The 17,124-nt window shown below is 66.1% G+C and carries 15 protein-coding genes; 6 read left to right on the top strand and 9 right to left on the bottom strand.

Annotation, left to right across the window (positions count from 1 at the left end):
* Positions 1 to 51: 51 nt before the first annotated feature.
* Positions 52 to 1,044, bottom strand: coding sequence for a stage II sporulation protein M (locus tag NIBR502772_RS08640; protein WP_210412411.1), 993 nt, complete (start codon positions 1,042 to 1,044; stop codon positions 52 to 54).
* Between the two features lie 68 nt (positions 1,045 to 1,112).
* Between NIBR502772_RS08640 and NIBR502772_RS08635 the strand changes: the two genes are divergently transcribed.
* Positions 1,113 to 1,913, top strand: a complete 801-nt coding sequence (locus tag NIBR502772_RS08635; RefSeq protein ID WP_141139878.1) for an RDD family protein — start codon at positions 1,113 to 1,115, stop codon at positions 1,911 to 1,913.
* A 51-nt stretch (positions 1,914 to 1,964) separates the two neighbouring features.
* Here NIBR502772_RS08635 and NIBR502772_RS08630 read toward each other — a convergent pair whose 3' ends face one another.
* The 4 genes from NIBR502772_RS08630 to NIBR502772_RS08615 all read right to left on the bottom strand — a co-directional run bounded on the left by NIBR502772_RS08630 (position 1,965) and on the right by NIBR502772_RS08615 (position 5,578).
* Positions 1,965 to 3,203, bottom strand: a complete 1,239-nt coding sequence (locus NIBR502772_RS08630; protein WP_141139877.1) for an Ig-like domain-containing protein — start codon at positions 3,201 to 3,203, stop codon at positions 1,965 to 1,967.
* A gap of 63 nt (positions 3,204 to 3,266) precedes the next feature.
* Positions 3,267 to 4,745 carry an adenosylhomocysteinase gene (gene ahcY / locus NIBR502772_RS08625; RefSeq protein WP_141139876.1) on the bottom strand — a complete coding sequence of 493 codons (1,479 nt, stop codon included), beginning with the start codon at positions 4,743 to 4,745 and terminating at the stop codon, positions 3,267 to 3,269.
* 95 nt (positions 4,746 to 4,840) lie between these two features.
* The gene (locus tag NIBR502772_RS08620) at positions 4,841 to 5,110 is read right to left on the bottom strand and encodes a Trm112 family protein (RefSeq protein WP_141139875.1); all 270 of its coding nucleotides are present in this window, start codon (positions 5,108 to 5,110) and stop codon (positions 4,841 to 4,843) included.
* A 78-nt stretch (positions 5,111 to 5,188) separates the two neighbouring features.
* Positions 5,189 to 5,578, bottom strand: a complete 390-nt coding sequence (locus NIBR502772_RS08615) for a DUF3499 domain-containing protein (RefSeq protein ID WP_141139874.1) — start codon at positions 5,576 to 5,578, stop codon at positions 5,189 to 5,191.
* A gap of 120 nt (positions 5,579 to 5,698) precedes the next feature.
* On the opposite strand from NIBR502772_RS08615, the gene NIBR502772_RS08610 reads away from it, so the two are divergent.
* The gene (locus tag NIBR502772_RS08610; protein ID WP_141139873.1) at positions 5,699 to 6,214 is read left to right on the top strand and encodes a metallopeptidase family protein; all 516 of its coding nucleotides are present in this window, start codon (positions 5,699 to 5,701) and stop codon (positions 6,212 to 6,214) included.
* Positions 6,215 to 6,233: 19 nt separating this feature from the next.
* Here NIBR502772_RS08610 and NIBR502772_RS08605 read toward each other — a convergent pair whose 3' ends face one another.
* From NIBR502772_RS08605 to NIBR502772_RS08595, 3 genes are read right to left on the bottom strand one after another with little or no spacing between them, the layout of a single operon-like run.
* On the bottom strand, positions 6,234 to 7,826 hold the full coding sequence (locus NIBR502772_RS08605) for a DUF5719 family protein (protein WP_246848744.1): 1,593 nt from the start codon (positions 7,824 to 7,826) through the stop codon (positions 6,234 to 6,236).
* Positions 7,819 to 11,151: a glycosyltransferase family 2 protein gene (locus NIBR502772_RS08600; RefSeq protein WP_141139872.1), complete on the bottom strand. Its 3,333-nt coding sequence runs from the start codon at positions 11,149 to 11,151 to the stop codon at positions 7,819 to 7,821. The genes NIBR502772_RS08605 and NIBR502772_RS08600 overlap by 8 nt, the downstream gene beginning before the upstream one ends.
* A gap of 29 nt (positions 11,152 to 11,180) precedes the next feature.
* A complete protein-coding gene (locus NIBR502772_RS08595) occupies positions 11,181 to 11,726 on the bottom strand; it encodes a WhiB family transcriptional regulator (protein WP_141139871.1) in 546 nt (181 codons plus the stop codon).
* Positions 11,727 to 12,138: 412 nt separating this feature from the next.
* Between NIBR502772_RS08595 and NIBR502772_RS08590 the strand changes: the two genes are divergently transcribed.
* The gene (locus tag NIBR502772_RS08590) at positions 12,139 to 12,837 is read left to right on the top strand and encodes a TIGR03089 family protein (protein ID WP_141139870.1); all 699 of its coding nucleotides are present in this window, start codon (positions 12,139 to 12,141) and stop codon (positions 12,835 to 12,837) included.
* A 19-nt stretch (positions 12,838 to 12,856) separates the two neighbouring features.
* Here NIBR502772_RS08590 and NIBR502772_RS08585 read toward each other — a convergent pair whose 3' ends face one another.
* On the bottom strand, positions 12,857 to 13,441 hold the full coding sequence (locus NIBR502772_RS08585; RefSeq protein WP_246848743.1) for a GtrA family protein: 585 nt from the start codon (positions 13,439 to 13,441) through the stop codon (positions 12,857 to 12,859).
* A gap of 220 nt (positions 13,442 to 13,661) precedes the next feature.
* On the opposite strand from NIBR502772_RS08585, the gene NIBR502772_RS08580 reads away from it, so the two are divergent.
* From NIBR502772_RS08580 to NIBR502772_RS08570, 3 genes are read left to right on the top strand one after another with little or no spacing between them, the layout of a single operon-like run.
* Entirely contained in the window at positions 13,662 to 14,810 is a 1,149-nt protein-coding gene (locus tag NIBR502772_RS08580) for a 5-(carboxyamino)imidazole ribonucleotide synthase (RefSeq protein ID WP_246848785.1), read from the top strand.
* Positions 14,807 to 15,397 carry a 5-(carboxyamino)imidazole ribonucleotide mutase gene (purE, locus tag NIBR502772_RS08575; protein WP_141139868.1) on the top strand — a complete coding sequence of 197 codons (591 nt, stop codon included), beginning with the start codon at positions 14,807 to 14,809 and terminating at the stop codon, positions 15,395 to 15,397. Before NIBR502772_RS08580 ends, purE begins: the two co-directional genes overlap by 4 nt.
* 10 nt (positions 15,398 to 15,407) lie before the next feature.
* Positions 15,408 to 17,054, top strand: a complete 1,647-nt coding sequence (locus tag NIBR502772_RS08570; protein ID WP_141139867.1) for an LCP family protein — start codon at positions 15,408 to 15,410, stop codon at positions 17,052 to 17,054.
* Positions 17,055 to 17,124 lie beyond the last annotated feature (70 nt).

Genomic DNA, 17,124 nt, shown 5'->3' with positions numbered 1-17,124 from the left:
CTACCGCCCGCTCCTCCACGTGGGCGAGGAGCCACCCCGTCGCTCGCGGATTCATGCGGCGATTTCGCTGTATCCAGCGTCGCCGGCCACCAAGTCGCCGCGTTCACCGGCGTCATAGGCCCGCCGTCCCCATACCAGGACGTAGCCCCAGTAGGCAGCCAGCACCGCCAGGCCGATGCCGATCTTGGCCCATACCGGAAGCGGGCTGGGCGTGACAAAACCTTCCACTAATCCGGAAACGAACAGCACCAGCACCAACCCCAGGGCCACGGTGATCAGCGACCTGCCTTCGTCCGCCACGGCACGTCCCCGCGTCCGTGGTCCCGCGGACACCATGGCCCAGAAGATCCTCAAGCCCGCCGCGCAGGCAATAAAAACAGCCGTCAGTTCCATCAGGCCATGCGGCAGGATGTAGCTGTAAAAGACATCCTGCCGGCCCACGGCGGCGAAAACTCCGGCGGCGATCCCGACGCCCTGGGCGTTCGTGAACAGGATCATGGGTACCCAGAAGCCGGTGATGCCCAGTGCCACCGCCTGCGCGCTGATCCAGGCATTGTTGGTCCAGACGGCCCCCGCAAACGAGGCCGCAGGATTTTCCGAATAGTAGCCAATGAAGTCTTTCTCGACGTACTGCCGGACCGCGGCCTCGGAGGCAACGGACCGCAGGGCCTCGGGGGACGTCCCGATCCAGAGCGCGTAAGCGCCGGCAACCAGGATAAATGCGGCGCCGCAGGCCACCGTCAGCCACCGCAGACGGTACAAAGCCGCCGGCAGGGCAGCCACGAAGAACCGGGCCAGGTCCGCCATCACGTTGGACCGTGCGCCTGTGAAACGGGTCCGGGCCTGGGCCAGGGTGGCGGACAAGGACGCCGACAGGCCGCTCTCCGGGGCAATTGACCTGATGAAGGAAAGGTGGGCCGACGTCGACTGGTAAAGGCGCAGCAGTTCATCGGCCTCTTCGCCGCTGAGGCGCCGCTTATGGGCAAGCTGGTGCAGCCTTGACCACTTGTCCCCGTTGGCGGCGGAGAAGGCATCCATATCCACGGCAACAGCCTAGCCGCCATAGACTATGAAGGTCCGCAGGATGGCTGACAAGGGATTGGGGTATCCGCTTGAGTTCGATAATCACCGGCGAGGCCGTTGTCCTGGAACTGCGCCCCGCATCCTTCGCCGCCCGTGCCCTTGGCCTGCTGCTGGATGTCCTGTTCAACATCATCCTGCTGGTCCTGATCCTGCTGGGCGTCGCAGCCGCCGGCCAGGACCTTGACGAGGCAGCAATGCGGGCGCTGACGCTGGTGAGCGTGGTCTTCTGCTTCGTGATTGTCCCGGTAGCCGTGGAGACCCTCACCCGGGGGCTCTCGCTCGGAAAACTGGCGGCCGGCCTGCGTGTGGTCAGGGACGATGGCGGCGCCATCCGGTTCCGCCACGCCGTGATCCGGGGGCTGACTGGATTCCTGGAAATCTACCTCACCCTGGGTGGCCTCGCCATCGCCGTCGCCCTCTTCAACAGCCGCTCCAAGCGGCTGGGTGACATCCTTGCCGGCACGTATGCGCTGCGCCGCCGCGTGCCGGCAGAGGTACCGGTCCGCGTCTTTGTTCCCCAACAGCTTCAGGGCTGGGCCACAGCTGCGGACATCGGCCGGATCCCGGATGCGACCGCACGGCAGGCCGCCCAGTTCATCCGGCAGGCCGGACGCATGTCACCTCTGTCCGCCGCCGGAATGGCAGCGTCGATAGCCACGGAACTGGCCCGGCATGTGGCCCCTCCGCCGCCCCCGGGAACCAGCCCGGACCAGTACCTGGCGGCCGTCACCGCCGAACGCCGTCACCGTGAACTCGCGCGGCTGCAGCAGGCCCGGCGCCGGAACTCGGCCACGGCGGAGCGGTTGGACCGCCTGCCGTTCGGGCCATAGACCTGAACCTCGTCCTGTTCCGTGGGCCCTGGGCCCTGGGCCAAGCGGTTCCTAGTTGTTGTACTCCGCCCAGGGGATGTTCCAGTCGCCATAGCCGTCGTCGACGGCGGCGTAGTCGCCTTCGGTATTGATGATCTGAACCACATCGCCGGTGGTCATGTTGTCAAAAACCCAGGCGGCGCCGTCGGGAGCGAACCCGATGCAGCCGTGCGAGACGTTCGCCTTGCCGATGAAGGGGTAGGCGGACTCCAGCGCCTGGTGGATGTAGGCGCCGCTCAGGGTGAGGCGGATGGCATACTCCACGTCCACTTCGCCGTAGTAGGCCGGATCGCCGGGCTTGAGTCCGATGCTGGCCGCCCGGAAGTGGTCATAGCGGTTCTTTTCCATCAGGACCGCGTAGCCGCGCGCTGACGGGAAACGCTGATCGCCCATGCTGACCGGGAGGGTTTTCACTACCTGGTCATTAACGCTGAGCGTGAAAGTGTGTGCGGCGGCATCGGCGATAGCCACCCGCTTGTCACCGAAATTCACGGTGACCTTCTTGTTGAAGTTGGCAATCTGGCCGTTGCCGAGGTCCACGCCGAACAGCTGCATGTCCATGGTGACTGTGGAGTTCGCCGCCCAAAAGGCTTCCGGGCGGTACCGGACCATGGTGTCGCTGAACCAGTGGAAGGCCCCCGCCTGCCCTGCGCTGGAGGTGATTTTGATGGCCTTCTCCACGGCATCCCGGTTGACCACCGGTTCGCTGAAGATGACCTGCAGCGGCTGGCCCACGCCAACTTTCATCCCGTCCAGCGGGTAGATGGCGGCATCAGCCTCGTGCGTGCTCGAAACGGTGCTGAACGAGTTTGTGGTGTTGGTATCCCGTCCCGCCCCGTCAGTGACCACATACATGTAGCTGTACTCGGTGTTGAATTTCAGCGGGTCGGTCGCTGTCCAACTGCTGCCGTCCCCTGCAAAGGTGCCGTGGACTACTTCGCCGGCGGTGCTGGTCAGCGTGACGCTCTCGATCCTGCCGTTGCCCACCTTGAGCGACACCGGCATTGCCGGGTTCACCTGCTTTGCGGCGTTGGCCGGCGTGACGTCCACCTTGACCGGGGCCACCACGGGCGATGCGACGCCCGGCACGGACCGGACTGCCGAGCTGGCTTCGGACTCCAGGCCACCGCGCGCAAAATCCGGCGCGACGGCGGCGAAGACGCCGCCCGTTGCGGCAAGGACACACACGGCTGCCACCAAGAGAATTTTCTTGGCGGTCCCCCGCCGGCGTGGCTGAACATCAGGTTCCATAGTCCGATCTTAATGCTTGGACATAACAGCCCCGGGCGCGGTCTGCGCCCGGGGCATCACACGTCAGTAACGATAGTGCTCGGGCTTGTACGGTCCGGCGATGTCCAGGTCCAGGTAGTCGGCCTGTTCCTTGGAGAGTTCCGTAAGCTCCACGTCGAGGGCGTCGAGGTGCAGGCGGGCAACCTTTTCGTCCAGGATCTTGGGCAGGACATAGACCTGGTTGCTGTATTCGCGTTCGCCTTCGGGCTGGTCCCGCTTGGTCCACAGCTCGATCTGGGCGATGGTCTGGTTAGCGAATGAGTTGCTCATCACAAAGGACGGGTGGCCGGTGGCGTTGCCCAGATTCAACAGGCGCCCCTCGGACAGGACGATGATGGAGCGCTCTTCGGCGGTCCCGGCGTCGAGCACCCACTCATGCACCTGCGGCTTGATCTCCACCTTCTTGATGCCGGGGATCCGCGCCAGACCTGCCATGTCGATCTCGTTGTCGAAGTGGCCGATGTTGCCCACAATGGCTTTGTCACGCATGCCGGCCATGTGTTCGGCCAGGATGACGTCCTTGTTCCCGGTGGTGGTGATGAAGATGTGGCCTTGGCTCAGCACCGACTCCAGCTTGGCCACCTGGTAGCCGTCCATGGCTGCCTGGAGGGCACAGATGGGGTCGATCTCTGTGACGATGACGCGGGAACCCTGGCCGCGGAATGCCTCTGCGGCTCCCTTGCCGACGTCGCCATAACCGCAGACGACGGCTACCTTGCCGCCCATCAGGACGTCGGTGGCGCGGTTGATGCCGTCAGGCAGCGAGTGGCGGATGCCGTACTTGTTGTCGAACTTGCTCTTGGTGACCGAGTCGTTGACGTTGATGGCCGGGAACAGCAGCTTGCCCTGTTCAGCCAGCTGGTAGAGGCGGTGCACGCCGGTGGTGGTTTCCTCGGTGACGCCGCGCAGGCTGGCCCCGACCCGGGTCCACCGCTGCGGGTCTTCCTGCAGCGAGGCGCGAAGCACGTCCAGGAAGATCCGGCCTTCCTCGGACTCATCTTCGCCTGCCGCCGGTACAGCGCCGGCAGCTTCGAACTCAACGCCCTTGTGGACCAGCATGGTGGCGTCGCCGCCGTCGTCCAGGATCATGTTCGGGCCGAGCTCCGGATTGGTGTCCGCGCCGGGCCAGGCCAGGATCTGCTGTGCAGTCCACCAGTATTCCTCCAGCGTCTCGCCCTTCCAGGCGAACACCGGGACACCCTGCGGGTCCTCGACCGTTCCCGTGCCCACCACGACGGCTGCGGCGGCATCGTCCTGGGTGGAGAAGATGTTGCAGGAGGCCCAGCGGACCTCGGCACCAAGGGCAGTGAGGGTTTCGATCAGGACGGCAGTCTGGACCGTCATGTGAAGGGATCCGGCGATCCGGGCGCCCTTCAGCGGCTGGGTGGGTCCGAACTCCTTGCGGAGTGACATCAGGCCTGGCATCTCGTGCTCGGCCAGGCGGATCTGGTGGCGGCCGGCTTCGGCCAGCGAGATGTCGGCTACCTTGTAATCAAATGTCATGGGGTTCCTTTGCTTTTGTCCGATGGCGGCGACGGCGTTGAAGCCTCTGCGCGAAAGTCGACCGCTGGTGGTGGTACGTGTTGTCCAGGCGTTGCCTAGGCAGTAGCTGCGGTTTTGTCCGTGGCGGGGCCTGGGTCCGTGGCCGGCCGGACGGCGTGATCGTGCTGGTCCGAGCCGGCAGCCGTGGCGGCCTGGAGAAGTTCCGGCGGCAGCAGCAGCGGGATACCGTCCTCGATCGGGTAGCGCAGCTTCACGCCCGAATCTCCCGCCGCCGTCGACACAAGCTCTTCGCCTTCCTGGACCAGGGGCGATCCGGTCACGGGACAGCGGAGGACGGACAACAGTTCAGGACTGATCTTTGGCATGATTGGTGCTCCCGACAGGGGCGCGTTCGCGCCGTTGGCTGACTGATTAGCAGGTTCCAGCCTACCGCCAGAACCGCCTCAGGAAGGTTCGCGCAGGACGCGCAGATGCCCCCGGCGGACGCCTTCGGTGCCGGCCGGGGCCTCCAGCGCTGAATGCAAGCCACGCTGACCCGGCGTGGTCTGCGACCTGGGCGGCTGGGCCGCTGCTTCGCGGACGGCGTTGGCGAGGGCCAGGAGGTCGTCCGGCCCGGGCTGCTGCGGGCTTGTGGGCATCGCCAGGCGAAGCACTTCCCAGCCGCGGGGCACGGTCAGTGACCCGGCGTGCTGCTCGCACAAATCGTAACAATGCGGCTCGGCGTAGGTGGCAAGCGGACCCAGGACGGCGGTGGAGTCGGCATAGACGTACGTCAAAGTTGCCACCGCCGACTGACGGCAGGCTGACCTTGAACATTGACGGATAGCTCCCACGACATCACAGACTACTCCGTATCCGAACTTGTTCGGAGTATTTGCCGAATCGGCGCCGCGCCCTGGCACGAAAACCGGGGTTATGTCGCGTAATTCTGCGCCCGGGTTTACAGTCAAGGTATGCAGTCATCGAACCATAATTCAGCTTTTACGGTCCGTTTGGCTGACCCGGATGACCGCGCCGCAGAAACGGGTTCGGGTTCGCCCGGCCGAAGCTTTGCGATGCGCCGCCGGAACCGCCACGGTCGCGGCCTGCGCGGGGAGGTGGTGTTGCCAACGCACCCCGGTTACAGGACACGGTCGGACCGCTTTGACGACATGGTGCTGGATTCCGCGCAGCGGCTCCACGACATCTGGGGCAAAACGCTCGACGGCGTCCGGTTTGCCGTCGACGAAATACCCCCGCAGCTGGAGCAACTGGTGGCCGACGCCGCCCCGCCTCCCATGGGCGCCTACACCCCCGCCACGGCAGAGGAAGGCCCGGTGATCACCCTGTACCGCCGGGTGGTTGAGCAGGGTTGCGCCAGCCGGGAGGAACTCCAGGACCTGGTGCACGACGTCGTCGTGGAACACACCGCCGAAATGCTCGGCGTAGCACCGGAAACCCTGGATCCGGTCTACCGCCGCCGGTACTGACGCCGCCGGTACTGACCTGTCAGTATCCCAGGGAGACCGGCACCTTTTCCTGACCTGAAGCCGCGGGCGTGAAGGCCACCGTGGAGATGTCGTCCCGGCCGTCCTGCTGCAGGAGCAGCGCGCCGTAGGCAGCGTCACCTGACGCGGAGACAACGTACGCCACCACTACCGACTCGTCCACCTTCTCGGGGACCTTGATGGACGTTGTGGTGCCGCCGGCGACGTCGGCAGTGGCGGCCGCGTGGATCTTGCCGTCCGCGGTGATGGCGGCGTAGGAGACCGTGGCCCGGTTCTCGAGGACGCCGAACACGAGGGTTCGGTCACCGCCCTGGGGAACGGGCACCACATGCTGGCTTCCCAGCCGGACACCGGAGGCAGCCCAGGCGACGTCCGAGGCCTTCCCGTTCGTGACGCCCCGGGTGATGCGGGTTGCGGCCACAAATGACACGTCCGAACTGGTGGACACCGTGTAGTGGCCGGCGGGGACACCAGCCAGGGAAATCTCGGTGACGGCCCCGGCTTTTGCCGTGACAACGCCGCCGCTGGGGAGGGCTTTCTGGCCGTCCCGGCCGAAGAGCTTGACCTCCACTACCGCGTCCGACGGTCCCGGAACCGTGATGGCCAGCGCGGGGCCGGCGTCGTTGTAGCCGCTGTTTCCCGTGAATGCGGAGATCGAGCCGGCGTCTTGTATGTCCACTCCGGTCATGACCTGCCGTGCGGCAGGTGCGGCGCCCGGAGCAATGAAGTCGACGCCGCCGGGCGTCAGTCCCCTCAGGACACTCTGCTGGATGGACGCGGCCACCGGACCGCCGGCGCTCCGGACATGGACCGTGAGCCGGGCTTCACCAGGTGCCAGGCCTGCCAGGACGATTGAGCGGGTACCTCCCGGCGCGACCAGCAGCCCCCTGCTGCCCGGGGCCTGGATCTGGCCCTTGCTGCCGAAGAGCTCCAGGCTGACGGTGGCAGGTGTGCTTGAGGCGTTGCTGAGGACAAGAAGGGAGGTGCGGCCCACGGTGGTGCTGGCACCGGACAGCCAGAGGTCGTTGGCGGGCGGCTGGCAATTGGCAGCCGCCGAGCCCTGCAGGTCACCGTCAGTGGCGGTGAATCTCATAAGCCCGGCGGCTGAGGGCTTCTGGCCTGCCTGGGCGTCGGCGCTCAGGAAGCTGGCATCATCCACGCTGTGCCCGGCGACGACGCCGGCGGTCAGGTCCTGGGGACCTGTCCCCTGGCCGGGCTGGCTGCCGTCCTTGGCGATCTCGACGGCGGGCGTTCCGTCAAGGGCGGCGAGCCTGCTGCCGGGGAGGACACCGCCGGGGGCGCTCAGGACGGCGCCGGTGACAGCGCTCTTGGCGGTCGCGGATTCGGGGCTGAACTGGGGGTCGGTGCCCGCCTCCGTTCCTTCGAGCAGGCGGGCCGGGCCAGGACATACCCCCGTGCTGGCGCCTGCGGGAACTGTAGCCAGCACGGCCGGGATGCTGCGGCTCCCCGCCGGCTGCGGAGCGACCGAGGAGGCTGCGAGTCCCGCGCCGGCTGCGGCCACAATCGCCACGGCCGAGACCAGGCCTGCCAGCATCTGCTTGCGAGGGGTCCTGCGGGCTGCGTCCTTATGCATTCTGGTGTTCCTTACGCAAAGATCCCTCGTCCCTCGACAGCCCCGTGTTGGGCCGGCGCGCGGGCATGGGAATGGCGAGCATCACAGTGAGTCCTATCACCGTGATCTGTGCGATTCCGGACCAGAGGGCCCACGGGGTGTCGTAGCGGATGGTCAGCTGGCCGGCGGTGGCAGGCAAGGTAAAGGCCTGGGCCGAGCCGGATGTCGTGGCAGTGAGCTTCCGCCCGTCGAACCAGGCGCTCCAGCCCTTGTCAGCCCGTTCGGCGAGCACCACCAGCCGCCCTTCCGGTCCCTCGGCGACGGGGGTGTCGACGTCGTCGTACTTGGAGGGGACCAGCGCCACAGTGGCGCCCGTGCCGTCCACGATCCTGACGCGATGGGCGACGTCGGCGGGCTGCAGTACCGGCTGGTTCAGCGGCGTTATCCGCCAGAGCCAGCCGACATCCGTCTGGCCGACGGCAACGAGCCCCGGAACTGCGTCCATCCTGCTGGCCGTGAGCTGGGCGGCGGTATCTGCCGAGCGCAGCACCACGAATCCGGCACCAAGGCGCTCGAGCTCGGGACGGGGGTCCACGCCTTGGCCGGCCACCAGCGTGGCCACCACGCTGCGGATGGACGCCGTGACGTCGTCGTCCTCCCTGACCGTCTCCTGGCCGGGCGCGCCCAGGATGTTCCGGGCGGCGGCAATCGTTGACAAGCTGTCCAGGGTGGTCCCGGCACCGCGCATCAGGGCCGCCTCAAAGGCACCGTTCTCCTGGGTGCTGATCAGCAGCGTGCGTGTCTGCTCCGGCCCGGTGCCACGGTCTATGGCGGTGGCGGGAAGCGTCCGGGCACTGCCTGGCTGCACCAGCCGTGGCGTTCCCAGCGCGGGCCCTGCCGGCACGTCGGCCGGGAGGGCAACGGCTGAGGAACGCAGCAGGTTCTGGGCCGACCACACCGCCATGCCGGCCAGCGGACCGGCCAGCAGCACCACCATGGCAAGGGCCGTCGCGGAGCGAAGGGCCACGTTGCGCCGAATACTCGGCGAGGCTGCCCGGTCCGCGGCATCAAGCAAACGCTCGGCACCGATCAGGGCGGCTCCGAGCAGGGCGAACCCTGCGGCGGAGACGGCTGGACCGGTGAACGGGGTCACGAGGGTGTCGGCAGTCGCGCCGGTGGCAACGTGCCCTGCGAGCCAGCCACCGGCGAAGATCACCAGAGCCGCCACCCAGAGAACACGTGCTGTCCTGCTACGCGTACCCGGGAGGAACAGGGCGGCAACGGCAAGCAGCAGGACCGGAACGGCCAGCAGCAGTGCCAGCACGAGTGCCCATGGGATCGCCTGGCCGCTGAAGAACGGAAGGCCGGACAGGCCACCTTCGGCGGAGAACAGCAGCGGCTGGCCCAGGAACTGCTGCCACAGCGGGGCCGGCTCGAATCCCAGCGGAACACCCGGGTCTGCCAGCAGTGCCCGCGGCCGGTCGATAACGGACAGCCCGAAGGGAAGAAAGAGCGCGGCGCTGGGCAAAAGAGCCCACCACACGGTGCGGCCACGACGGCCAAGCATCAGCCCGCAGAGGACAATAACCACAACGGCCGGGACTAGCAGGGACGGCGCCGACGCGGTCACAACACCCAGCGTCAACCCTGCGGCAGCGGCAGCAGTCCAGGACGGCATGCCGTTGATCCCGGGCCGTGCGGGTGGTTTTTCGGTGAAACGCCGGTCATCCGGGGACGGGACAATGAAACGTCCGTGGCCCACGGCGGACCCGGTGGCGCGCAGGAGCGCCAGGACGAGCAGCGGGATCATGATGTGGGCCACCAAGGCACCGGCCCGGCCCTGGTTCAGTGCTATCTGCAAGGCGGGAGCGGCCGCCCAGAAGAGTGCGGCAACGAGGCGGAAGCGGCGCCGGATGGTCAGGCCCCCGGCCGCAAACCATGCGGTCAGGCCGGAAAGCGGGGCGGCGAGCAGCAGGAGCCAGGCCATGGCCGCGTTGGCGTCTCCCCCGCCGAGCAGGCCAAGGATCCACAGCACATAGCCGAAGGGGTCGCCCTTGCCTGGAAGCCCTGCCCCCAGGCTGATCCACCAGCTGGAGGCGTGGTGCCAGATTTCGCCAAGGGTGGAGGACACCGGAATGAGGCCTCCACCGGAAACAGCGTCGGCCCGGAACATCCCGGTGAGCGCCGTGAGGGAAGCCGCGGACGCGATGATGATAGCGGCGATGGCGCCGGTCCCCACCCAACCCCGTTCGGTGGTGGTCAGGGCAGCGAAGTCATCTGATGAGTCCCCCGTGGGCTGGTCCGCCAGGGGGTCATGGACCAGGCCATCGGCCGTGGAGTTGTCGGCGCCCAGGGCTTCCATCAGGGAGCGGCGGTGGTTCCAGACTTCACGCCGGGGCGTCTGCAGCTTCTTGATGACGGACCGCCGGATCCGACGGCTGTTTGCCGCGGTCCGGCGGGCCTTTGCCACGGCACCGGGCCGGGCCAGGGCAGCGAATGTGGCCACAAGCTGGGAGAAACCGTGCCCGGGATCCTTGACCGCAATGCTGAGCACGAGTTTGAAGATGCTGCCAAGCAGCGCACCGACCGCATGGACAGGCACCTTCCACAGCGGGGCGTGCTTGAGGCGCAGATGGACCTGGGCTTTTCGCGCCGCGGAAGCGTTTCCCTGGGCATGCGGCCGGTGGGCGACGTGGAACATCCGTGCAGTGGGAACCACCACCACACGGTGCCCGGCGAGGCGGTTGCGCCAACAGAAGTCGACGTCGTCGCCGGTGCCCGGCAGTGCGGGGTCGAAGCCCTTCAGGAGTTCCCAGATATCACGGCGGACCAGCATGCCGGCCGAGTTCACCGCAAACGCGTCAGTGCGGCCGTTGTACTGGCCCTGGTCCAGTTCGTCGGCATCGATCAGGGTAAGCCGCTCGGCCCAGCGGCTGGTGGAGAGTCCGACGTCGATCAGCCGGCGTTCCGAGTGCCAGTCCAGTTGCTTGCAGCCGGCCACGGTCACGGATGGTGCGCGCTCCACGGCACTGAGGAGTTCGGCCAGCGCCTCCGGGGCCGGCGCCGCATCGTCGTGCAGCAGCCAGACCCACTCTGTGGCGGCGCGCTGGGACTGGCCTTCCCAGGGCGCGTACTTGTTGAGCCCGGCGCGCACGGCGCCGCCCATGCCGCTCCTGCCGGGCGGCAAGGTGCTCACATTGGTTGCGCCGAAGGCCCGTTCCAGGAGGACGGCGGAGTCGTCTCGGGATCCGGTGTCCACTCCGATGAGGGAGTCCGCGGGCCGGGTCTGGTCCGCGAGGGCAGCCAGGATTCTGGGGAGATAGGCACTGCCGTTGTGGGACACCACAACGGCAGTGACATGTACTTCCTGAAGAATTAGATTGCTCGCTTCCTTAGCCGCCGGCGCTCACGCTCGGAAAGGCCACCCCAAATGCCAAACCGTTCGTCGTTTGCCAGCGCGTATTCCAGGCACTGCGACCGCACATTGCAGGCACCGCAGACCTTCTTGGCGTCGCGCGTGGATCCGCCCTTCTCCGGGAAGAAGGCTTCCGGATCCGTTTGCGCGCACAATGCATCAGTCTGCCAGCCGAGTTCACCTTCGTCGTCGAAGTCCTGCCTGAACGGCAGTCCGATCCACACCGGCTGGGAACTTGTTCCCTGGGCCGGGGTGCGCAGTTCCATGGGCGGATCCAGGTCGTCATCGTCCTGGTCGTGTGCGCCGTCAAGGAGTGCTTCGTGCGCCGCCAGGAAGGCTGTGGCCTGGTCCTGGAGGGGGTCTTTGGTATTGCGGTTGTAACGGTCCGCGGCGTCGGGATCCGCGGGATCGACGTACCAGTCGCTCGGCACCCCCCGTGCGCGGTATTTTGCCGTTGCCATTCCGGCGACGACGGCATCTTCATGGATACGCTCTGCTTGCCCCACGGCGACCCTCCCCAAATGTTGCAGCCCTTGCCTGAATACCTGGACACTCGGTTGCGTGTCCGTATTTATGCAGTGACTTTCGATATCTAATTACACGCGTGTAACTACTGGGGAGTCAAGCCGCGGACAGATAATAATCAACTTTCCGGGCCAATCCCGGTCACGCCACGCCCGGGAGTTTTCCAAAGGTCCGGCGCGCTGGAGGCCCGACAGTCCACATCGGCGGCCAAAAGGTCCCGTCTTCGCTGAAAAGCTGCCAATAAATACAGACGCAGCCCGAATTAGACAAATAAGATGACAAACTCCTGTGAGTAACATCACAGCCCGGCCGGACCTGACCGGGACCCATAGGGACTCCGTGCGCGGCATCCCCGCCAAGGACGCCCCGCTGGGTCCGTGACAAGATAAAGCCATGAGCATCCCGGCGATAGATCTGATGACCACCCTGCGTTCCGGCCACGCCACGTCGCCCCGCCTGACCTGGTACGGCCCCGACTCCGAGCGCGTGGAACTCTCCGGTCGTGTGCTGGACAACTGGGTGGCAAAAACCAGCAATCTGCTGCAGGACGAACTCGACGCCGAGCCCGGCATGCGACTGACTCTTGACCTGCCAGCCCACTGGAAGTCAATGATCTGGGCACTGGCCGCCTGGCAGCTGGGCATGGAAACAGTCCTGGACGGCGGGGAGGCGGAGCTCCTGGTCACCGACAGGCCCGGAACCGTTGAGCGGAAGCACGACGCCGTGATCGCTGTCGCGCTGCCAGCCCTGGCGATGCGGTGGCCTGGTGAGCTGCCTGCCGGAGTCATCGACTACGCCGCCGAGGTGCGCTCCCATGGCGACGTCTTTATGGCGCACACGGACCCTTCGGCGGCCGGCTGTGCCATTCGGGCTGGCGGAGGCCAGCGGCACATCCACGAAAGCCTGATCACTGGTTTTGCGGCGCCGCATGAGGAAGGCGTCAGGCTTCTGGTCCCGGCCTCTGAAGGGCTGGAGCCGGCGCTGGCAAACTCACTCGGCGCGTGGCACAACGGTGGTTCAGTGGTGCTGGCTCACGCCGATGTGGAACTGACGGACAAGCTGCTGGCCGCGGAACGCATCCACGGCAAGTAGCTTTCCCTGCACAGCCGGGTTAGGACTGCTGCCGGCGGCTTTCCGGTGAGTCTGCCTCCGGCTGTTCCCCGTGCTGGGCGACGGCAGCAGCGGCAGCTGCCTTCTCACGATGGTGCCGTTCGATGAGCTCGTGGTCGTGGGAGAACTCCGGCTCCTGATCCAGTTCTTCGTTGAAGACCCAGAACCGGTAAGCGAAGAAGCGGAAGATGGTGCCCAGGACCAGGCCCACGACACTGCCGGCAATAAAGAGCGAGGGCTTGTCGTTCAGGTCCAGGATGTATTTCGCGAACCAGACGCAGCCTGAGGCGATCAGCAGTCCCACCAGGTTCATGACCGCGAACAGCGCGGCCTCACGGGCCACATTGGCCTGCTTGCGGTGTCTGAACGTCCAGTAACGGTTGGCAACCCACGAGAAGATGCTTGCCACAATGGTTGCCACCGCTTTGGCCCAGACCTCGCTGCCGTGCATCGGTCCGGTGAACAGCCAGATGAAGATGGCCGAGTCAATGACGAAGGCCACACCGCCCACGGCTCCGAACTTGGCCACTTCACGCCAAAATAGCGAGGCGAGCCCCCGGATACGATCTGCAAGTGCGCTAAACATGACCCTCCATGGCCGTCAGTTCATTGGGCCACACGGCCAGAGGTCTATTTTAGACCCGAAATCGGTGAACCCGCCCCACGCGGAGTGAAGGGTGATCGCGGAAATACCCGAAAAGCGGGCCCTTCAACGTCCCAAAGCCCGGATCCGGTGAGCTTTCTGTAGGCTGGCATATGTGACTTTTCCAGTAATCGGCGTAGTTGGCGGCGGCCAACTCGCGCGCATGATGGCCCCGGCCGCTACCGCCCTTGGCTTTGAACTCCGTGTCCTGGCTGAGGCTGAGGACGGTTCAGCCGTGTCTGCTGTGTCCACTTCGCCGGTGGGTGACTACAAGGACCTCCAGACTCTCCTCGACTTCGCGGACGGCCTGGATGTTATGACGTTCGACCACGAACACGTCCCCACGGACCACCTCCGCGCGCTTTTGGACGCTGGCGTGAATGTCCAGCCCGGTCCGGACGCCCTGGTTAATGCCCAGGACAAACTGGTGATGAGGGCTGCCATCGACAGCCTTGGGCTCCCAAACCCCATCTGGGCTGCTGTCGCTGACGTCGCCGCGCTCGTGGACTTCGGCGAAGAAACGGGTTGGCCGGTTGTCCTCAAGATGCCCCGCGGCGGCTACGACGGAAAGGGCGTGCGGATCATCGACTCCGCCGAGGCCGCCGAAGAGGCTGCTCCGTGGTTCGAGGCCATGAGCCCGCTCCTCGCCGAAGCCAAAGTTGAGTTCAGCCGCGAACTGTCCGCGCTGGTGGCGCGGACCCCGGGCGGCGAAGCGAGAGCCTGGCCGGTGGTGCACACTATCCAGGTGGACGGCGTCTGCGACGAAGTCATCGCCCCTGCCCTGGACATCCCCCTCGAGGTCGCCGCGGCTGCGGAAGACGCGGCACTGCGCGTCGCCACGGAACTGGGCGTCACCGGAGTCATGGCGGCGGAACTCTTTGAAACACCGGGCTCCGGCGTCGGCTTCCTGATCAACGAACTCGCCATGCGCCCCCACAACACCGGCCACTGGACCCAGGACGGTTCGGTTACCAGCCAGTTTGAGCAGCACCTGCGGGCGGTCCTGGACCTGCCGCTGGGTGCCACCGACATCCTGGGCCCGGTAGTGGTCATGAAAAACTTCCTGGGCGGCGACAACCAGGATCTGTTTTCCGCCTACCCGGCAGCCCTCGCCAGCGAGCCGGCCGCCAAGGTCCACTGCTACGGAAAATCAGTGCGGCCGGGACGCAAGATTGGCCATGTCAACCTCGTAGGGACCTCCACGGATGATGTGGACTCGGTCCGGCAACGCGCAACCCGGGTGGCGGCCATCATCCGCGACGGCCGGGTACCCACCGAAGAATCAGCACGGATTTCCGAGGAGAACGCATGACCACCGAAACCACCGCCGAAACCACCACCGGCACCGCCCCCCGTCCCATCGTTGGGCTGGTCATGGGCTCAGACTCGGATTGGCCGGTCATGGAGGCCGCCGCCGATGCATTGGCTGAGTTCGGCATCCCCTTTGAAGCCGATGTGGTCTCCGCACACCGGATGCCCGCCGAAATGATCCGGTACGGCCAGACCGCCCACGAACGCGGGCTGCGGGTCATCATCGCGGGCGCCGGCGGGGCTGCCCACCTTCCCGGCATGCTGGCAAGCGTGACTCCCTTGCCCGTTATTGGCGTCCCGGTCCCGCTGAAGACCCTGGACGGCATGGATTCCCTCCTCTCCATCGTGCAAATGCCGGCCGGCGTTCCCGTAGCCACCGTGTCCATTGCCGGTGCCCGGAACGCAGGCCTGCTAGCAGTCCGGATCCTCGCGTCGGGAACGGACGAACTGGCAGCCACGCTCCGCGCCGACCTCCTGGACTTCGCCCAGGAACTCAACGACGTCGCCACCCGCAAGGGAGCCAACCTCAGGCAGAAAGTCAGCGAAGTCTTCGCCGACGGCAATGGTGTTCTCCGGGGCAGCCGTTAAGGATCCGGACATGTCCAGAAGCGAACCGCAGCAGCCAGCCACCGGCAAGGTCATGACTGATCCCGTCCGGTATCCGACCAGCGCCTCAGCCCCCGTCCGGACCAAACGGGGCTTTGCCCTGGTCCTGATGACCCTTCTGGTGCCCGGCAGCGCCCAGATTGTGGCCGGCGACCGCAAGCTCGGCCGGATTGCCCTGCGCGTCACCCTGGCCGCCTGGGCTTTGCTGGCGGTCACCCTGCTGCTGCTGGCCGCGAACCGGTCGCTCCTGATCAACATCCTCACCAATCAGTTTGCCTCGTTGGTGATCATCCTCGTCCTGGTGGCCCTGGCGCTCGGATGGGCGTTCCTGTTCATCAACACCCTCCGGCTGATCCGCCCGGTCCTCCTCGCACCGGCGGCGCGTCCCGCCGTCGGCATTGCCCTGGTCCTTGCCCTGGTTCTGAGCAGCGGCACGCTTGGGTATGCCGCGTACCTGCTGAACGTGGGCCGTAACGCCATTGGCAATATCTTCGCGGGGGGACCAACGATCGATCCCGTGGACGGCCGCTACAACTTCCTGATGATGGGTGGTGACGCCGGCGATGACCGCACTGGCCGTCGCCCGGACAGCCTCTCCGTGCTCAGCGTCGACGCCAAGAGCGGCCAGACCGCCATCATCTCGGTACCCCGCAACCTCCAGAACGCCCAGTTCAGCGAGGACTCCCCCATGCGGAAGATCTACCCGGACGGTTACGACTGCGGCGATGTGTGCCTGATCAATGCCATCAACACCGAGGTGACGAACGACTACGCCGACCTCTACCCGGGTGTAGACGACCCCGGCGCGCAGGCGACTCTCGAGGCAGTCTCAGGAACGCTGGGCATTACTGTCCAGGCGTACGTCCTGGTGGATATGGCAGGCTTCGCCAAACTCATTGACGCGATGGGCGGCATCAAAATCAAAGCCGGCGGCTGGGTCCCGATGAGCGGTTACTTCGACGAGGTTACGCGCACCCATGGCATGCCGTTGGGCTGGATTCCTGCCGGTGAACAAACACTCGATGGCGAGCACGCCCTTTGGTACGGCCGGTCCCGCGAATACGTCGACGACTATTCCCGGATCCAGCGTCAGCAGTGTGTCCAGCAGGCCATGCTGAAGCAGCTGGACCCTGCCACGCTGCTGTCCAAATTCGAGGACATCGCCAGCGCAGGCACCAAGGTTGTGGAGTCCAACATTTCCTCGTCCCAGCTGGGCAGCTTTGTGGATCTCGCCATGAAGGCCAAGGGGCAGGAGGTCAAGCGGCTCACCATCGGCCCGCCCGACTTCGACGCGTCCTTCTCCACGGTGCCTGACTTTGACATCATCCACGCCAAGGTGGACCAGCTGCTGGCATCAGCTTCGGGCCCACAGGCTGCCGCACCCGTTGACAGCATGGTGCAGGCATCAAGCGTCGGCGGAGGCCTGCAGGCGTCCTCGCCATTGCGGCCGGCTGCCGGCCTGCCAGCCGGGTTGTCCGCGCAGCAAACCCCGCTGCCGTCGTCGGACTTCACCCCTGTGACTACAACGCCCGACGGCGAACCGATCACCGAGGAACTGCTGAACCAGCTCAAGCGCGAGGGTAACGAGGAAGCTATCCGCCAACTCGTGGCCACCAATGGACAGTGCGCGCCGCAGTAGGCTCCCGCTGCCGTCATGACTGCATAGAACCCTGACTGCGTAGAACCACCGAACCGAAAACCAAGAACGG

The sequence above is a fragment of the Pseudarthrobacter sp. NIBRBAC000502772 genome, assembly GCF_006517235.1.
Lineage (GTDB): Bacteria > Actinomycetota > Actinomycetes > Actinomycetales > Micrococcaceae > Arthrobacter.
This window is presented reverse-complemented; position numbering and strand designations above follow the sequence as displayed.